A 16,606-nucleotide genomic window follows, 5' to 3' on the forward strand; every position below is an offset into this window, starting at 1 on the left:
CTTGACATGTTGTCCAGGGGAATCACTCTCAGGGCCGAGCGCGGCCCATCAGGTCAGGGTGAGGGCGGCGGCGCTACCGAAGAACGGCACCGAGCGGAGCGGCGACGCACTCGCCTCCGGCGGAAGCCGCTCATGGCCGCCGAACAGGCGTCGCCATCGTTGCCGCCGAACATACATCGCCATCGTTGCGGTGGACCCGGCCCGCACCAGCCGGTGGGGTGCCCAGCACTGGCAGAAAGCACTGATCATCTCCACCCGCAACATTTCCCGGCACGATGCGGCGAGCATGGCAGTCGGGCGACGCGCTCTCGGCTCCCGACCCGGCGGCGGACGGCACCGTCCCATCCCGACCGGAGTGATCGTGGTGGCCATCGGACCGTCCAGGCCGGACCAGAGGCCCGGCGTCGTGAGGAAACCCGCCCCACCTGCCCGGACCGCGCACCGGATGCGCGCCGCCGGACCGCGCACCGGATTGCGCGCCGCCGGACTGTGGAGCGAAAGCGGGTGACCGGCGTGCCCAGCACCGTTCGGGGCGCGCGGCTGAGCACGGGTCCTGGCAACTGGACTCACTCAGGGCTTCGCGGCCCGGTACACGCTCTTCGGCGACGTGCGGATCCAGGTGGTCGAACCGGGCGTGAAGGCGCTGATGAGCATGGGGGACCGGGCGCCCGGAAGTGAGCGGAACGACCCGAATCGGTACGTGGAGCGTCCCGTGTGGACGGGGATCGACACGCGGCCGATCACGGTCCGGTTAACGTCGCCGAAACGCCACCCAATTAGCCTGCGGCCACGCCACCAGCGAATTTGCCCGGTGGCGAGGCAACCGGACCCCGCACGGTCCGGAGCGAGGATGTGAGGTGGACGCCGTGCAACTGACCCCGCACGAGCAGGAGAGGCTGCTGATCCATGTGGCGGCCGACGTGGCGGAGAAGCGCCGGGCCCGCGGGCTGAAGCTGAACCACCCCGAGGCCGTCGCGCTCATCACCGCGCACCTCCTCGAAGGCGCGCGGGACGGCCGTACGGTCGCCGAACTCATGGTGTCCGGGCGGCAGTTGCTCACCCGGGACGATGTCATGGAGGGCATCCCCGAGATGATCCACGACGTCCAGGTCGAGGCGACCTTCCCGGACGGCACCAAGCTCGTCACCGTCCACGACCCGATCGTCTGAGGGGCCTCGATGATTCCCGGAGAGATCCTCTTCGCCGAGGACCCGATCGTGTACAACGAGGGCCGTGAGATCACCCGGCTCACCGTCCTCAACGCCGCCGACCGGCCCGTCCAGGTCGGCTCCCACTACCACTTCGCCGAGGCCAACCCCGGCCTGGAGTTCGACCGTGCCGCCGCGCGTGGCAAGCGGCTGAACGTCGCCGCCGGCACCGCCGTGCGCTTCGAGCCCGGGATCCCCGTCGACGTGGAACTCGTCCCGCTCGCCGGCGCCCGAGTCGTGCCCGGACTGCGCGGGGAGACCGGAGGTGCCCTCGATGCCTGAGATCTCACGTGCCGCGTACGCGGACCTGTTCGGCCCCACCACCGGTGACCGCATCCGGCTCGCCGACACCGATCTGCTCGTCGAGATCGAGGAGGACCGTTCCGGTGGGCCCGGACTCGCCGGTGACGAGGCCGTGTTCGGCGGTGGCAAGGTCATCCGCGAATCCATGGGCCAGGCGCGCGCTACGCGCGCAGAGGGCACCCCGGACACGGTCATCACCGGTGCGGTGATCATCGACCACTGGGGCATCGTCAAGGCCGACATCGGCATCCGCGACGGCCGGATCACCGGCATCGGCAAGGCAGGCAACCCCGACACCATGGACGGGATCCATCCCGACCTGGTCATCGGCCCCGAGACGGAGATCATCGCGGGCAACGGGCGGATCGTCACCGCCGGCGCCATCGACGCCCACGTCCACTTCATCTGCCCGCAGATCGCCGACGAGGCGCTGTCGTCCGGTGTCACGACCCTGGTCGGCGGCGGTACGGGACCGGCTGAGGGCTCGAAGGCCACGACCGTCACCCCCGGCCCCTGGCACCTCGCCCGGATGCTGGAGGCGATGGAGCAGTACCCGCTGAACATCGGCTTCCTCGGCAAGGGCAACACGGTCTCGCACGAGGCGATGCTGTCCCAGATCCGGGGCGGGGCGCTCGGTCTGAAGCTGCACGAGGACTGGGGGTCGACCCCGGCCGTCATCGACGCGTCCCTGACCGTCGCCGAGCGGACGGGCATCCAGGTCGCCATCCACACGGACACGCTGAACGAGGCCGGGTTCGTCGGTGACACACTCGCCGCGATCGCCGGACGCGGCATCCACGCGTACCACACCGAAGGTGCCGGCGGCGGGCACGCGCCCGACATCATGACCGTGGTGTCCGAGCCGCACGTCCTGCCCAGCTCCACCAACCCGACCCGGCCCTACACCGTCAACACCGCCGAGGAACACCTCGACATGCTGATGGTCTGCCACCACCTGAACGCGGCCGTGCCGGAGGACCTCGCGTTCGCCGAGTCCCGCATCCGGCCGTCCACCATCGGCGCCGAGGACATACTCCACGACCTGGGCGCCATCTCGATCATCTCCTCGGACGCGCAGGCCATGGGGCGGGTCGGCGAGGTCATCCTGCGCACCTGGCAGACCGCGCACGTGATGAAGCGACGGCGGGGTGCGTTGCCGGGTGACGGCCGGGCGGACAATCGCCGAGTACGTCGATATGTCGCCAAGTACACGATCAACCCCGCCCTCGCGCAGGGGCTCGCCCGTGAGATCGGCTCCGTCGAGACGGGCAAGCTGGCGGACCTCGTCGTCTGGGAGCCCGCGTTCTTCGGCGTCAAGCCGCAACTCGTGATCAAGGGCGGGCAGATCGCGTACGCGCAGATGGGTGACGCGAACGCCTCCATCCCCACCCCGCAGCCGATCCTCCCGCGTCCCATGTTCGGGGCCATCGGGCGGGCGCCCGCCTCGAACTCGTTCAACTTCGTGGCGCCGCTCGCCATCGAGGACGGGCTGGCGGAGCGACTCTCGCTGGGCAAACGGTTCGTCGCCATCGAGTCGACCCGTGGGGTCACCAAGGCCGACATGCGCGAGAACGACGCGCGGCCCGAGGTGCGCGTCGACCCCGACAGCTTCGCCGTGCACATCGACGGGGAGTTGGTGGAGGCGACACCGGCCGCCGAACTGCCCATGGCGCAGCGGTACTTCCTCTTCTGATGGCCGAGGTGGGATGGGTGATGTCCGAGGTGGGACGCGTGATGTCCGGGACGCGACGCCTGATGCCCGGGGTCCCAGTTGTCTAGGGCGGCGCTTCTCGTCCTGGCCGACGGCCGGTTTCCCGCCGGAGGGCATGCGCACTCCGGCGGGGCCGAGGCGGCCGTCAAGGCCGGGCTGATCACCGGGGCGGAGGGGCTGGAGGCGTTCTGCCGGGGGAGGTTGCACACGGCCGGGCTGGTGTCGGCGGCGCTGGCCGCCGCTGCCGCGTCCGGGGTGGATCCGTCGGCCCTGGACGCCGCCGCCGATGCGCGGACACCGTCGGTCGCCCTGCGGGTCGCTTCGCGCAGGCTCGGGCGGCAGTTGATGCGGGCGGGGCGGGCGACCTGGCCGTCGCGGGAACTGGACGCGCTGGCACGGGAGTTCCCCAAGGGGGCGCATCAGCCGGTCGTGCTGGGGGTGGTGGCCCGGGCGGCCGGGTTGGGGCCGGACGACGCGGCGTACTGCTCCGTGTACGAGAGTGTGAGCGGGGCGGCGAGTGCGACGGTGCGGTTGCTGAGTCTTGATCCGTTCGATGCGACCGGGGTGTTGGCGCGGTTGGCTCCCGAGATGGATGTGGTGGTGGGGGCGGCGGTCGATGCGGCGCGGGAGGTGGCTGTTGCCGGGGTGGGGAGTCTGCCTGCCGCTTCCGCGCCCTTGTTGGAGATCCATGCGGAGGTGCATGCGGCTTGGCCTGTGCGGTTGTTCGCGTCCTGAGTTCTCGCCCCCGCCGCCCCTACCCGTCCCATCCTCAAGGGGCTGCGCCCCTTGGACCCCCACCTGCGCGTCCGTCGTGGTTACTCGCGCGTTCCCCGCGCCCCTGAGGGCCTGCGGCCCCTCAGGGGCGCGGGGAACCGCGCGACCAGAACCCACTCATCACAGCCCATCCAGGAGCCCACTCATGCATCTCGACCACACCCACTCCCACGACGGCCCCGCAGCTGTCGGTGCTGACGCGCGGCGTCCCGACGGCACTCGCCGGGCTCTGCGTATCGGGCTCGGTGGGCCCGTCGGGTCCGGTAAGACCGCCACCGTCGCCGCGCTCTGCCGGGCGCTGCGGGACGAGTTGACGCTGGCGGTCGTGACGAACGACATCTACACGCGCGAGGACGCCGAGTTCCTGCTCCGGGAGGCCGTGTTGCCGCCGGAGCGGATCACGGCGGTGGAGACGGGGGCGTGCCCGCACACCGCGATCAGGGACGACATCTCCGCGAACCTCGAAGCGGTGGAGGATCTGGAGGACGAGGTCGGGCCGCTCGATCTCGTTCTCGTCGAGTCCGGGGGTGACAACCTCACCGCCACCTTCTCCAAGGGGCTCGTCGACGCGCAGATCTTCGTCATCGACGTGGCCGGCGGGGACGACATTCCGCGGAAGGGCGGGCCCGGCGTCACCACCGCCGACCTGCTCGTCGTCAACAAGACCGACCTCGCGCCGTACGTCGGGTCCGACCTGGCCCGGATGGCCGCGGACGCGAAGGCGCAGCGGGCGGAGCTGCCGGTGGTGTTCCAGTCGTTGCGGAGTGAGGCCGGGGTCGGCGACGTCGCCGCGTGGGTGCGGGAGAGGTTCGCGGAGTGGACGGCATGACGGCGGCGGCCGGAGAGGTGACGGTGAACGGGGGTGGGGGGACCACCGGTGTCAGGGCCACCGCACGGATCGCGGCCCGCGTCGATGGGCGCGGTGGTACGGCGCTGCCCGTGCTGGAGAGCGACGGGCCCCTGGCGCTGCGCCGCACCCGGGGCAGCGGCGACGAGGCGCGGGTCATGCTGGTCGGGGCCATGAGCGGGCCGCTCGGCGGGGATCGGTTCGCCGTCGAGGTGGAGGTCGGCGAGGGGGCCCGGCTGCGCGTCGGGTCGGCCGCCGCGACGATCGCGTTGCCGGGGCAGGCCAAGGGCGAGGCACAGTACGGTGTGCGGATCGATGTCGCCGCCGGAGGCGAACTGCGCTGGCTGCCCGAGCAGTTGATCTCCGTCAAGGGCAGTGATCTGCGGGTGTCGACGCGGGTGGAACTCGCTGTCGGGGCGCGGCTGGTGTTCCGGGAGGAGCAGGTGCTCGGACGTGCGGGGGAGGAGTCCGGGCGGCTCACCAGCCGGCTCAGTGTGTGGTCGGGCGGGCGGCCGTTGCTCGATCAGCAGGTGGGGTGCGGGCCGGGGGCTCCCGGCGGCTGGGACGGGCCCGCCGTGCTGGGCGGGTTCCGGGCCCTGGGGCAACTCGTCGTCGTACGGCCCGAGTTCGCCGATCGGGTGCCCGAGCCGAGGGTGTTGGGGGAGAGTGCCGCGCTCACACCGCTCGCCGGACCCGCCGTACTGGTCAGCGCCCTCGCACCCGACGCGCTGCGGCTACGGCGCGTGCTCGACGAAGCCCTTGCCGAGCTGGATGGTTGAGGAGCAGTTGAAGACCAGTTGAAGAGTGCCTGAACCGGGCATCCGCTGAACGGGACTTTCCGTACCGGTTATCGGATTGGTAAAGAACGGTTCACCCCCTGTTCCTGGATGCCTCACAGGTACGAGGATCCCCGTGACCATTTGATTCTTCGAACGATGTACGGGGAGTTTCCTCTTGAGAGGTATGAGGCCGACCAGCAGGGCGGCAGCGTTCGGCTCCGCCGGACTGCTCGTCACGGCGACCCTGATAGCCGGTGCCGTCGCCGCCCCCGTGGCCAGTGCCGCGGAGAGCGCGAGTGCGCAGAACCGCGAGGCCAAGGGCGTCGCCGTCGCCGCGGCGAAGGCGGCGAAGAAGGGCGTCAACTGGCAGGACTGCCCCGAGAGCTGGGGCCTGGAGAAGCCGATCACATGCGGCTGGGTCTCCGTGCCGCTGGACTACGCCAAGCCGAACGGCAAGCAGATCGAGCTCGCCGTGGACCGTATCGGCAGCACCGGTACGAAGGAGGAGCGCCAGGGCGCGCTCGTCTACAACCCGGGCGGACCGGGCGGCTCGGGCCTGCGCTTCCCGCGCCGGGTCACGACCAAGGCCCCGCTGTGGGCCAAGACGTCCAAGGCGTACGACTTCGTGGGCTTCGACCCGCGAGGCGTCGGCAAGTCGGCGCCCATCTCCTGCGTCGACCCGCAGGAGTTCGTGAAGGCGCCCAAGATGGACCCGGTGCCGGACTCCGAGGCCGACAAGCGGAAGCAGCGCGAGCTCGCGGCCGCGTACGCGGACGGCTGCGAGAAGCGCAGCGGCGAGATGCTGCCGCACATGACGACGCCGAACACCGCGCGTGACCTGGACGTCATCCGGGCCGCGCTGGGGGAGAAGAAGCTCAACTTCCTCGGTGTCTCGTACGGCACGTACATCGGCGCCGTCTACGGCACCCTCTTCCCGAACCACGTGCGCCGCATGGTCGTCGACAGCGTGGTGAACCCCTCCCGCGAGAAGATCTGGTACCAGGCCAACCTGGACCAGGACATCGCTTTCGAGGGCCGCTGGAAGGACTGGACGAAGTGGGTCGCGCAGAACGACGCGACGTACCACCTCGGTGACACCCAGGCCGCCGTGCAGGCGAAGTGGCTGGAGCTGCGCGCCACCGCGAAGAAGAACCCCCTCGGCGGGCTCGTCGGCCCGGCCGAGCTGATCTCCTTCTTCCAGAGCGCCCCGTACTACGACTCCGCGTGGGCGCCCACCGCCCGGGTGTGGAGCAAGTACGCCGCCGGTGACACCCAGGCGCTGGTCGACGCGGCCGCCCCGGACCTCACCGACACCGCGGGCAACGCCGCCTCGGAGAACGGCAACGCCGTCTACACGGCGGTCGAGTGCACCGACGCCAAGTGGCCCAGCAGCTGGAAGAAGTGGGACCGCGACAACACGAAGCTGCACAAGAACTACCCGTTCATGACCTGGGCCAACGCCTGGATGAACCTGCCGTGCGCCACCTGGCAGTCCAAGCAGTACACCCCGTTGACCGTGAAGACGAAGGAGGGCCTGCCGCCCGTCCTGATCGTCCAGGCCGAGCGTGACGCGGCCACGCCGTACGAGGGTGCCGTCGAACTGCACAAGCGGTTCAAGGGCTCCCGTCTGATCACGGAGAAGAACGCCGGCTCCCACGGAGTCACCGGCCTCGTCAACCCGTGCGTGAACGAGCGAGTGGACACCTACCTGCTCACCGGTGAGGTGGGTGGGGCCGACGTGACGTGCGCCCCGCACGCCACGCCGACGCCGTAGGTCCATGAGAGGCGGAAGGGGGCGGCCGGGAAACCCGGTCGCCCCCTTCCCCATGTGCGCACGCGGTCACACCGGGCGCCTTGCCGGCCAGGTCCACGCGACCGCCGGCGCCACGTCGGCACCATGCTCGGCCGGTACGGCCCGTACGTCCTCGGGCCGGCCGGTGTCCCTGCCGCCGCCGCCCCGCGAGACGGCGCTCACCGCCCAGCCGTCCCGCGGGCCGGTCACCGCCCGGTCGTCCCGTTCCGGCGCGCCCACGGCAGCGGGGAACGTACGCGCCCCGGTGCGACCGGCCGGAGCCGGGACTGACTCGCTCAGCTCAGCGGCATGCGCGGGAACTTGCGCTCCTTCGCCGCCGCGGCCTCCTCCGCCTTCGCCACAGCCGCGTACTGGTCGACGTACTCCTGCTCCGAGAGCGAGAGGATCGCGTACATGATCTCGTCGGTGATCGCGCGCAGGACGGCCTTCTCGCCCTCCATGCCCTCGTAGCGGGAGAAGTCGAGGGGCTTGCCGAAGCGGATGACGACGGGGTGGATGTTGGGGATGACCTTCCCCGGAGGCTGCGCCTCGAAGGTGCCGATCATGGCGCAGGGGACGACGGGCACGCGGGCCCTGAGCGCCATGACCGCCACGCCGACCTTGCCCTTGTAGAGGCGGCCGTCGTGCGAGCGGGTGCCCTCCGGGTAGATGCCGAGGAGTTCGTCCTTGCTCAGCACGCCGAGCCCCTCGCGGATGGCGGCCTGCCCCGCTTCCTTGCCGGAACGGTCGACCGGGATCTGACCGGCGCTGTGGAAGAAGAACGCCGTCAGCCGTCCCTTGAGACCCGGGCCGGTGAAGTACTCCGCCTTCGCCAGGAACGTGATGCGGCGCTTGAGGATCGCGGGCATCAGGAAATGGTCCGCGAAGGACAGGTGATTGCCCGCGACGATGGCCGCGCCCGACGGCGGCACGTGTTCGAGGCCTTCGATGCGAGGCCGGAAGACCAGTCTCAGCAGCGGACCCAGAAGCACGTATTTGAGCAGGTAATAGAACACGGCGTCTCCCTCGTGCTACCGGTTCGGCTCTATGGACGTGTTCCGCCAGGTCACAGCAGACATGTGCGCTCGCCATCCGTTTGCGGGTGTGGCCGTCTGCGGCCGGGTCTGATCGGACTCACGCTGACTCCTTGATGACTTTGCTGACGTTGCGTCAGGCGCATGAGCGCTGGTGAGCCTCGTCCCGCGTGTCGAATATTGATCGTAGCCCGCCGCGCCATGTCACCGGGAGCACCCCGACCCGTCGGCCTCACCTTGAGCGGTCTTCCGGCCGAACCGCGCGGGCAGCAGGAGGCCTCGGGTGCGGCCTGGCGGTGTCGAACAGCGGGAGGGCGACGGCGAACGAGATGCCCGCGCTCCTGGCGGCCCCGGTCAGCACGTCCTCGACGAAGGCGCCCCACGGGGCCTGCGCGGCTCCGCCCGGCACGCGGGCGGCGATCAGGGTGGCGACCACGCTCCACCTCGGTGCGGGGCGCAGCCGGGCGCCGAGGTCACCCTGGCCGCGCAACCGGTCGCGGCGGCGACAGCGTCGCCCGCCGACGAGTGCCGGGCCGCCGCCGGGGCTCGCATGCTGCGACAGCCCGGCCACCGTCAGGCCTCCGGGACCGGGTCGCGCCACAGCGCCACCTGCCCGACCAGGAACCCGTCGTCGTGGGTGACGCCGTCCCGGCCAGGTGGGAGACGATCCCGATGAGGGCCGACAGCGGCAGCCGGAGCGCGACCCGGACCCCTGCCCGCACACCGGGCGTGGGTTCGGGTCGCGGCAGGCCGAGACCGGCGGGGAGCAGCGGTGCGGTGATCGGCCCGCGCGGCAGTCGGAGGGCGGCGATCAGGCAGAGGCGAAGCACAGGTCCACGCCCGGGCCCCAGCCGAGCGAGTGGGTGTTCCTCGGGTTGAGGAAGGGCTCGTACCGGTCGTCGGAGCTGGTCGCGGAGATCCCGAGGGCCGCGAGGCAGTACGGGAAGTCGGGCGCCACCGCTGCTGGTGTGAACGAGCCCGACGAAACCCGTCGCGGGCGGTTCACCCGTGTACGACCCGTCGCGGAGGGCCCGCGGCCCTTTCGGGGCGTGGGTGCGGGCGTGGGTCTCCGGCTTTCTAGGAGCCCTCCTTCAGGATCTCCCCCAACGTTCCCAGCGCGGAGCGGAGTTCCGTTGCCGTGATCGTCAGGGGTGGTGCCAGGCGGATGGTCGAGCCGTGGGTGTCCTTGACCAGGATTCCCGCCGCCATGAGGCGGTGGCTGATCTCGCGGCCCGTGCCGATCGCGGGCTCGATGTCGACGCCCGCCCACAGCCCGCGCGCCCGGAAACCGACCACGCCCCGGCCGACCAGTTCCGTGAGCCCGTCCCGCAGGAGTCCGCCCAGTTCGGTGGCCCTGAGCTGGAACTCCCCGGTGCGCAGCAGCTCGACCACCGCCGAGCCGACCGCCGCCGCGAGGGGGTTGCCGCCGAAGGTCGAGCCGTGCTCGCCGGGACGCAGGACCGACAGCACCTCACGTCGGGCCACCACCGCCGACACCGGCACGATGCCGCCGCCGAGCGCCTTGCCGAGCAGTACGGCGTCGGGCAGGACGTCCTCGTGCTCCACGGCGAGCGTGCGGCCGGTGCGGCCGAGGCCCGACTGGATCTCGTCCGCGATGAAGAGACAGCCGGTGCGGCGGGTCAGCTCGCGGACCCCGCGCAGATAGCCGTCGTCCGGGATGAGCACGCCCGCCTCGCCCTGGATGGGCTCGATGAGCACCGCGGCCGTCGTCTCGTCGATCGCCGCCTCCAGCGCGGCGAGGTCGTTGTACGGGACCACGCGGAAGCCGGGCGTGAAGGGGCCGAATCCGTCGCGGGCCACCGGGTCCGTGGAGAAGCTGACGATCGTCGTCGTACGGCCGTGGAAGTTGTCGGCGGCGACCATGATCGTGGCCCGGTCGGCGGGGACGCCCTTCACCTCGTACGCCCATTTGCGGGCCACCTTGATCGCGCTCTCCACCGCCTCGGCGCCCGTGTTCATCGGCAGCACCATGTCCAGGCCGGTCAGCTCGGCCAGGGACTCGGCGAACTCGGCGAGCCGGTCGTTGTGGAAGGCCCTTGAGGTGAGGGTGAGCGTGTCGAGCTGGCGGTGCGCGGCCTCGATCAGCGCCGGGTGGCGGTGACCGAAGTTGAGGGCGGAGTAGCCGGCCAGCATGTCGAGATATCGGCGGCCCTCGACGTCCTCGACCCAGGTGCCCTCGGCCCGGGCGACGACCACGGGCAGCGGGTGGTAGTTGTGCGCGAGGACGGGCTCCTCGGCGCGGATGAGGTCGGCCGACGAACGCGTGTGGGCGGGGGCGGTCATGAGCGGACCTCCGGAGTCACGGGGCGGATCGCTGGAAACGGGCGGCGGGTCTCCTGAGTCACGGGCGGATCTCCTGAGTGACGCACTTGATGCCGCCGCCGGCCTTCTGGAACTCCGACAGGTCGACGGGGACGGGGACGTAGCCCTGCCGGGTGAGCTGGTCGGCGAGCTCCTTGGCGCGGGGCGAGATGAACACATGGCGGCCGTCGGACACCGAGTTCAGGCCGAAGGCCATGGCGTCCTCGCGGGTCGCGACCACCGCGTCCGGGTAGAGCCGGGCGAGAACCGCGCGGCTGCCGGGGGAGAACGCCTCCGGGTAGTACGCGATGTTGCCCGCGGAGCCGTCGCTCCCGTCGTCGAGGACGAACAGCGCGGTGTCCAGATGGTAGAAGCGCGGGTCCACGAGCTGGAGGCTGATCACGGGGACGCCGAAGAACTCCTGCGCCTGGCGATGGGCCTCAGGAGTGGTGCGGAAGCCGGTCCCGGCGAGCAGATGGCGGCCGGCCGGCACCAGGTCGCCCTCGCCCTCGCACACCGCCTCGGAGCGCAGCACGTCGTACCCGGCGCTCTTGAACCAGGCGTCGTACGCGGTGGACTCGGGACGCCGCTCGGGCGCGTGGAACAGCGAGCCGAGGACACGGCCGCCGAGGACGAGCGCGCAGTTGGCCGCGAACACCATGTCGGGCAGCGCCGCCACCGGCTCCACGGTGTCCACGGTGTGGCCGAGGGTCCGGTAGGCGGCGATCAGCTCCCGCCACTGATCCTGGGCGAGGTCGACGTCCACGGGGGTGTCCGGATGCATCCAGGGATTGATCGAGTACTGCACGGCGAAGTGTCTGGGTTCACAGACGAGAAAGCGCCGAAGGCGCGGCACACGGCTGTCGGGCACAGAGGGTTTCTCCGCTTCCTGCGGTGTCGGCTGGGATGACACAACGGTAGAAAGCGGGACGGGCGCACGACAAGGAAGAAGCGTTGCGTGTCCACGCAGTAATGCTGCGTGTTCAGCGGCTTCAGCGCAGGTTCGCTGCGTCCTGGGTGGCGCCGGCCTCCGGAGCCTCCGGCAGCAGATGGGACAGCACCATGTAGCTGATCGTCTTCCGGATGAACGGCTCCGCGCGGATCCGCTCCAGCACCTCCTCGAAGTGCTCCACGTCGACGGCCCGTACATGCAGCAGCGCGTCCGCGCCACCGGTCACCGTCATCGCCGCGGTGATCTCCGGATGGTTGCGCACGACCTCCGCCAGCCGCCGGGGCGGCGCCGCGCCCTCGCAGTAGACCTCCACGTACGCCTCCGTGCGCCAGCCGAGCGCCGCCGGCTGCACCGTCGCCGTGAACCCGGTGATCACCTCGGTCTCGCGCAGTCGGTCCACGCGCCGCTTCACCGCGGTGGCCGAAAGACCGACGGCCGAGCCGATCTCGGCGAAGCTGGTCCTCGCGTTCGCCATCAGCGCCGTGATGATCTTGCGGTCGAGGTCGTCGAACGCCGCGGACTTGCTGTTCATGCGGGCACTGTATCCAGCGGCGCCCCCGCGCGACCGCCGTGCGGCGCGCGGCCGTGTGCAGTCGTACGAATTACTCCTACACTCCACGTTCATGCTGCGCGCGCTCGCCGTCGATGACGAGAAACCCTCCCTGGAGGAACTGCTGTACCTGCTGAAAGCGGATCCACGGGTCGGCAGCGCCGAGGGCGCGGGCGACGCCACCGAGGCGCTGCGGAGGATCAACCGAGCCCTGGAGTCCGGACCCGACGGGCCCGAGGCGATCGACGTCGTCTTCCTCGACATCCACATGGCCGGACTCGACGGTCTCGACCTCGCCCGCCTCCTCACCGGCTTCGCCCGGCCCCCGCTCGTCGTCTTCGTCACCGCGCACGAGGGCTTCGCCGTCCAGGCCTTCGACCTCAAGGCCGTCGACTACGTCCTCAAGCCCGTGCGCCGCGAACGCCTCGCCGAGGCGATACGCCGGGCCGCCCAGCTCCGTGACACGGCGACGGCCACGGCCCCGCCGATCCCGGTCCACGAACCCGACCCCGACCAGATACCCGTCGAACTCGGCGGTGTCACCCGCTTCGTCGCCGTCGACGACATCACCCACGTCGAGGCCCAGGGCGACTACGCCCGACTCCACACCCCCCAGGGCAGCCACCTCGTCCGCATCCCCCTCTCCACCCTCGAAGAGCGCTGGCGCGCACGCGGGTTCGTCCGCATCCACCGCCGCCACCTCGTCGCCCTGCGGCACGTCGGCGAACTCCGCCTGGACGCGGGCACCGTCAGCGTCCTCGTCGGCCCGGTGGAACTCCAGGTCAGCCGCCGCCACGCACGCGAGCTGCGCGATCTGCTGATGCGCCGGACCACGGGCTGAGGAGCCGCCATGCCGAACGACCCCACCGAACGCCGCGTCGTCGTCACCGGAGTGCCCCGCCGCACCCGCCGCGGCCCCGGCCACCACCGCCCCCGCACCGAGATCGACGAACAGACCACCCTCGGCCACACCTATGTCAGCTCCCTCATGCGCAGCCAACTCCGTGCCGCCCTGGCCGTGTTCGCGGTCCTTGTGCTGCTGGTCGCCCCACTGCCCCTGGTCTTCGCCGCGATGCCGGACGGTGCCGGCCTGGAGTGGGCCGTCCTCGGCTTCGCCATCTATCCACCCCTGGTCCTGCTCGCCCACTGGCACGTACGCCGCGCCGAACGCAACGAGCAGGACCTCGTCCGGCTCGTCGAGGACCGCTGAGGCGACGGCAGCCGCGAACCCGTGAACGAGGAGACCGGAAACAAGGCATGAACGAGAACTACGCCGTCCCCGCGGTCGCCCTCGTCGTCGTGGCGACCGTCTTCGTCGGCGCCTTCGGCCTGCGTATCTCCCGGACGACCTCCGACTTCTACGTCGCCTCCCGTACCGTCGGCCCCCGCCTCAACGCGGCCGCGATCAGCGGCGAATACCTCTCCGCCGCCTCCTTCCTCGGCATCGCCGGCCTCGTCCTCGTCCAGGGCCCCGACATGCTCTGGTACCCGGTCGGCTACACCGCCGGATACCTCGTCCTCCTGCTGTTCGTCGCCGCCCCGCTACGCCGCTCCGGCGCGTACACGCTGCCGGACTTCGCCGAGGCCCGGCTCGCCTCCAAGACCGTACGACGGCTCGCGGGGGCCTTCGTCGTCGGCGTCGGCTGGCTCTATCTGCTGCCCCAACTCCAGGGCGCCGGACTGACGTTGAACGTGCTCACCGACGCGCCCGAGTGGCTCGGCGGCGTCATCGTCGCCGTCGTCGTCTCCGCCACGGTCGCCGCCGGCGGCATGCGCAGCATCACCTTCGTCCAGGCCTTCCAGTACTGGCTCAAACTCACCGCCCTCCTCGTCCCCGCGCTCTTCCTCGTCCTCGCCTGGCAGGGCGACGGCGCCCCGAGCCACGCCTTCGACGAGCCCGCCGAGTTCCGCGAACAACGCGTCGTCCGCGTCGAGGAGACCCTCGACCTGAAGCTCACCGACCCGCTGACGGTCACCGCCTCCGGCACGATCGACGGCCGCCGCCACGACGACCGGCGCGTCGACCTGCCCGCCGGCACCCACCGCATCGACCGGGGCACCCGCCTGACCTTCACCAAGGGCGACACCGTCCCCGTCGCCGACCGCGGCACCAACGGCGGCATGTCCACCTCCCTCGCCGCAGGCCGCGAGGAACGCCCCCTGTACGCCACCTACGGGCTGATCCTCGCCACCTTCCTCGGCACCATGGGCCTGCCCCACGTCGTCGTCCGCTTCTACACCAGCCCGCACGGCGTCGCCGCCCGCCGCACCACGGTCGTCGTTCTCGGCATGATCGGCTTCTTCTACCTCCTGCCGCCGCTCTACGGGGCGCTCGGCAGGCTCTACGCCCCCGACCTCACCCTCACCGGCGACGCCGACGCGGCCGTCCTCCTCCTCCCGGACCGCATGATCGGCGGCCTCGGCGGCGACCTGCTCGGCGCGCTGGTCGCGGGCGGCGCCTTCGCCGCGTTCCTGTCCACCGCCTCGGGCCTGACCATGGCGGTGGCCGGGGTGCTCACCCAGGACGTCCTGCCCGCACGCGGCGTACAGCACTTCCGGCTCGGCACGGTCCTCGCCATGGCCGTGCCGCTCGCGGCGAGCGGCCTGGTCGGCGGGCTGCCCGTCGCCGACGCGGTCGGCCTCGCCTTCGCCGTGTCCGCCTCCTCCTTCTGCCCGCTGCTCGTCCTCGGCATCTGGTGGCGGCGCCTGACCCCGCCGGGCGCCGCCGCGGGCATGCTCGTCGGCGGCGGCGCGGCCCTCCTCGCGGTCGCCGCGACCATGGCCGGATACCCCGGCACCGGCACCCTCCACGCCCTGCTGGCCTGGCCCGCCCTCTGGTCCGTACCGCTCGGCTTCCTCACGATGGTCCTGGTGTCCCTGGCCACCCCCGGCAGGATCCCGGCAGAGACCCCGGCGATCCTGGCCCGCTTCCACCTCCCGGAGGAACTGGTCGGCGGCCGGACCCGCGCGGCGACCAAGGAGATCGAACTGTGGCGGCGCTGAGGACGGGGCCGATTCGGACCAGGGCCGCGTGCGGCACGGCGGAAGGGAACCCACGAGCGGTGAGCGGTGTACCCATTGCAGGAGGTGAGCGATGAGCGGTGAAGTGACAGGGTTCCTGGCGGGGTTCTGCGTGGCCGTGCTCCCGCTGCTCGCGGTCGGGTTCTGGCTCGGCCGCCGTACGGCCCGGCCGCGCAACAGCCTCGGCGGACTCGGCACACCCGTCGAGCACGCCACCTTCCAGACCCTGCACACCGCCACCCTCGCCGCGCCCCCGCTGCGCGCCGGCCTCACCGAGGAGACCGCCCGAAGATCCGCCAAGCGGCTGCGCACCCTGCTCGGCACGGACGCGCTGTGCCTCACCGACCACGAGTCGGTCCTCGCCTGGGAGGGCGTGGCGGAGCACCACCGCGCCGAGATCATGGGACGGCTGGCGGGCCCCCTGGAAACGGGCCGAGGGGAGGCCTTCCGGCTGACCTGCGACATCATCGACTGCCCGGTGCGCTGGGCGGTCGTGGCCCCCCTCACGGTCGACGACCGCGTCCACGGCGCGCTCGTCGCCTGCGCGCCCCGCGAGTCCGCCGTCCTCGTACGAGCGGCCGGCGAGGTCGCCCGCTGGGTCTCCGTCCAACTCGAACTGGCCGATCTCGACCAGTCCCGCACCCGCCTGATAGAGGCCGAGATCAAGGCCCTGCGCGCCCAGATCTCCCCGCACTTCATCTTCAACTCGCTCGCGGTGATCGCCTCGTTCGTCCGCACCGACCCCGAGCGTGCCCGTGAACTCCTCCTGGAGTTCGCCGACTTCACCCGCTACTCGTTCCGCAGACACGGCGACTTCACCACCCTCGCCGACGAACTCCACGCCATCGACCACTACCTGGCGCTGGTCCGGGCCCGCTTCGGCGACCGGCTCTCGGTCACGCTCCAGATCGCCCCCGAGGTCCTGCCGGTCACCCTGCCCTTCCTCTGCCTCCAGCCCCTCGTCGAGAACGCGGTGAAGCACGGCCTCGAAGGCAGGACCGACAAGAGTCACATCAGCATCACCGCCCAGGACGCGGGCGCCGAGGCACTCGTCGTCATCGAGGACGACGGCGTCGGCATGGACCCCGACGTGCTCCGCCGCATCCTCGCGGGCGAGAGCAGCCCCTCGGGCGGCATCGGCCTCAGCAATGTCGACGAGCGGCTGCGCCAGGTGTACGGCGACGACCACGGCCTCGTCATCGAGACCGCGGTCGGCGCGGGCATGAAGATCACCGCCCGGCTGCCCAAATACCAGCCGGGCGTACACCCGGACGGGGGAATCCCCCGGGACTGAGGATCACAGGGCGTGAGCC

General features: G+C 71.3%; 18 protein-coding genes and 1 pseudogene. 12 read left to right on the forward strand and 7 right to left on the reverse strand.

What is annotated here, in order from left to right; translation table 11 throughout:
- Positions 1-175: 175 nt before the first annotated feature.
- From OG622_RS41630 to OG622_RS41665, 8 genes and pseudogenes are all read left to right on the forward strand, one after another.
- A pseudogene (locus OG622_RS41630) lies at positions 176-638 on the forward strand (hypothetical protein); the annotation flags it as partial.
- A 228-nt stretch (positions 639-866) separates the two neighbouring features.
- On the forward strand, positions 867-1,169 hold the full coding sequence (locus OG622_RS41635) for an urease subunit gamma (protein WP_371584381.1): 303 nt from the start codon (positions 867-869) through the stop codon (positions 1,167-1,169).
- A gap of 9 nt (positions 1,170-1,178) precedes the next feature.
- On the forward strand, positions 1,179-1,490 hold the full coding sequence (locus OG622_RS41640) for an urease subunit beta (RefSeq protein ID WP_371581944.1): 312 nt from the start codon (positions 1,179-1,181) through the stop codon (positions 1,488-1,490).
- Positions 1,483-3,204: an urease subunit alpha gene (locus tag OG622_RS41645; RefSeq protein WP_371581945.1), complete on the forward strand. Its 1,722-nt coding sequence runs from the start codon at positions 1,483-1,485 to the stop codon at positions 3,202-3,204. Before OG622_RS41640 ends, OG622_RS41645 begins: the two co-directional genes overlap by 8 nt.
- A gap of 78 nt (positions 3,205-3,282) precedes the next feature.
- Positions 3,283-3,957 (forward strand): urease accessory protein UreF, encoded by a 675-nt coding sequence (locus tag OG622_RS41650; protein ID WP_371581946.1) that lies wholly within the window; start codon positions 3,283-3,285, stop codon positions 3,955-3,957.
- 184 nt (positions 3,958-4,141) lie between these two features.
- Entirely contained in the window at positions 4,142-4,825 is a 684-nt protein-coding gene (gene ureG, locus OG622_RS41655) for an urease accessory protein UreG (protein ID WP_371581948.1), read from the forward strand.
- Entirely contained in the window at positions 4,822-5,622 is an 801-nt protein-coding gene (locus OG622_RS41660; protein WP_371584382.1) for an urease accessory protein UreD, read from the forward strand. The genes ureG and OG622_RS41660 overlap by 4 nt, the downstream gene beginning before the upstream one ends.
- A gap of 184 nt (positions 5,623-5,806) precedes the next feature.
- The gene (locus OG622_RS41665) at positions 5,807-7,396 is read left to right on the forward strand and encodes an alpha/beta hydrolase (protein ID WP_371584383.1); all 1,590 of its coding nucleotides are present in this window, start codon (positions 5,807-5,809) and stop codon (positions 7,394-7,396) included.
- Between the two features lie 66 nt (positions 7,397-7,462).
- On the opposite strand, the gene OG622_RS41670 is transcribed toward OG622_RS41665, so the two are convergent.
- The 7 genes from OG622_RS41670 to OG622_RS41700 form a co-directional block, all read right to left on the reverse strand.
- On the reverse strand, positions 7,463-7,654 hold the full coding sequence (locus OG622_RS41670; protein WP_371581949.1) for a hypothetical protein: 192 nt from the start codon (positions 7,652-7,654) through the stop codon (positions 7,463-7,465).
- A 56-nt stretch (positions 7,655-7,710) separates the two neighbouring features.
- Positions 7,711-8,430, reverse strand: coding sequence for a lysophospholipid acyltransferase family protein (locus OG622_RS41675; protein ID WP_371581951.1), 720 nt, complete (start codon positions 8,428-8,430; stop codon positions 7,711-7,713).
- A gap of 250 nt (positions 8,431-8,680) precedes the next feature.
- Positions 8,681-9,049, reverse strand: coding sequence for a hypothetical protein (locus OG622_RS41680; RefSeq protein WP_371581952.1), 369 nt, complete (start codon positions 9,047-9,049; stop codon positions 8,681-8,683).
- Between the two features lie 210 nt (positions 9,050-9,259).
- Entirely contained in the window at positions 9,260-9,406 is a 147-nt protein-coding gene (locus OG622_RS41685) for a hypothetical protein (RefSeq protein ID WP_371581953.1), read from the reverse strand.
- Between the two features lie 119 nt (positions 9,407-9,525).
- A complete protein-coding gene (gene rocD, locus OG622_RS41690) occupies positions 9,526-10,752 on the reverse strand; it encodes an ornithine--oxo-acid transaminase (RefSeq protein ID WP_371581954.1) in 1,227 nt (408 codons plus the stop codon).
- 58 nt (positions 10,753-10,810) lie between these two features.
- Positions 10,811-11,641, reverse strand: a complete 831-nt coding sequence (gene ddaH, locus OG622_RS41695) for a dimethylargininase (protein WP_371581955.1) — start codon at positions 11,639-11,641, stop codon at positions 10,811-10,813.
- A 121-nt stretch (positions 11,642-11,762) separates the two neighbouring features.
- Positions 11,763-12,254, reverse strand: coding sequence for an Lrp/AsnC family transcriptional regulator (locus OG622_RS41700; protein ID WP_371581956.1), 492 nt, complete (start codon positions 12,252-12,254; stop codon positions 11,763-11,765).
- Between the two features lie 91 nt (positions 12,255-12,345).
- Between OG622_RS41700 and OG622_RS41705 the strand changes: the two genes are divergently transcribed.
- The 4 genes from OG622_RS41705 (at position 12,346) to OG622_RS41720 (ending at position 16,587) form a co-directional block, all read left to right on the forward strand.
- Complete coding sequence (locus OG622_RS41705; RefSeq protein WP_371581957.1) at positions 12,346-13,113, forward strand: LytR/AlgR family response regulator transcription factor; 768 nt, start codon at positions 12,346-12,348, stop codon at positions 13,111-13,113.
- Positions 13,114-13,122: 9 nt separating this feature from the next.
- Positions 13,123-13,482, forward strand: a complete 360-nt coding sequence (locus tag OG622_RS41710) for a hypothetical protein (protein ID WP_371581959.1) — start codon at positions 13,123-13,125, stop codon at positions 13,480-13,482.
- 47 nt (positions 13,483-13,529) lie between these two features.
- Positions 13,530-15,275 carry a cation acetate symporter gene (locus OG622_RS41715; RefSeq protein WP_371581961.1) on the forward strand — a complete coding sequence of 582 codons (1,746 nt, stop codon included), beginning with the start codon at positions 13,530-13,532 and terminating at the stop codon, positions 15,273-15,275.
- A gap of 103 nt (positions 15,276-15,378) precedes the next feature.
- A complete protein-coding gene (locus OG622_RS41720) occupies positions 15,379-16,587 on the forward strand; it encodes a sensor histidine kinase (protein WP_371584384.1) in 1,209 nt (402 codons plus the stop codon).
- Positions 16,588-16,606: the final 19 nt, after the last annotated feature.

It is taken from the genome of Streptomyces sp. NBC_01314 (genome assembly GCF_041435215.1).
Taxonomy (GTDB): Bacteria; Actinomycetota; Actinomycetes; order Streptomycetales; family Streptomycetaceae; genus Streptomyces.

Excerpts from the sequence above, each read along its gene's own strand:
- OG622_RS41660 (WP_371584382.1), top strand. The coding sequence starts at position 4,822 with ATGACGGCGGCGGCCGGAGAGGTGACGGTGAACGGGGGTGGGGGGACC.
- OG622_RS41705 (WP_371581957.1), top strand. The coding sequence starts at position 12,346 with ATGCTGCGCGCGCTCGCCGTCGATGACGAGAAACCCTCCCTGGAGGAA.
- OG622_RS41715 (WP_371581961.1), top strand. The coding sequence starts at position 13,530 with ATGAACGAGAACTACGCCGTCCCCGCGGTCGCCCTCGTCGTCGTGGCG.
- OG622_RS41710 (WP_371581959.1), top strand. The coding sequence starts at position 13,123 with ATGCCGAACGACCCCACCGAACGCCGCGTCGTCGTCACCGGAGTGCCC.
- OG622_RS41700 (WP_371581956.1), bottom strand. The coding sequence starts at position 12,254 with ATGAACAGCAAGTCCGCGGCGTTCGACGACCTCGACCGCAAGATCATC.
- OG622_RS41665 (WP_371584383.1), top strand. The coding sequence starts at position 5,807 with ATGAGGCCGACCAGCAGGGCGGCAGCGTTCGGCTCCGCCGGACTGCTC.
- rocD (WP_371581954.1), bottom strand. The coding sequence starts at position 10,752 with ATGACCGCCCCCGCCCACACGCGTTCGTCGGCCGACCTCATCCGCGCC.
- ureG (WP_371581948.1), top strand. The coding sequence starts at position 4,142 with ATGCATCTCGACCACACCCACTCCCACGACGGCCCCGCAGCTGTCGGT.
- OG622_RS41640 (WP_371581944.1), top strand. The coding sequence starts at position 1,179 with ATGATTCCCGGAGAGATCCTCTTCGCCGAGGACCCGATCGTGTACAAC.
- OG622_RS41645 (WP_371581945.1), top strand. The coding sequence starts at position 1,483 with ATGCCTGAGATCTCACGTGCCGCGTACGCGGACCTGTTCGGCCCCACC.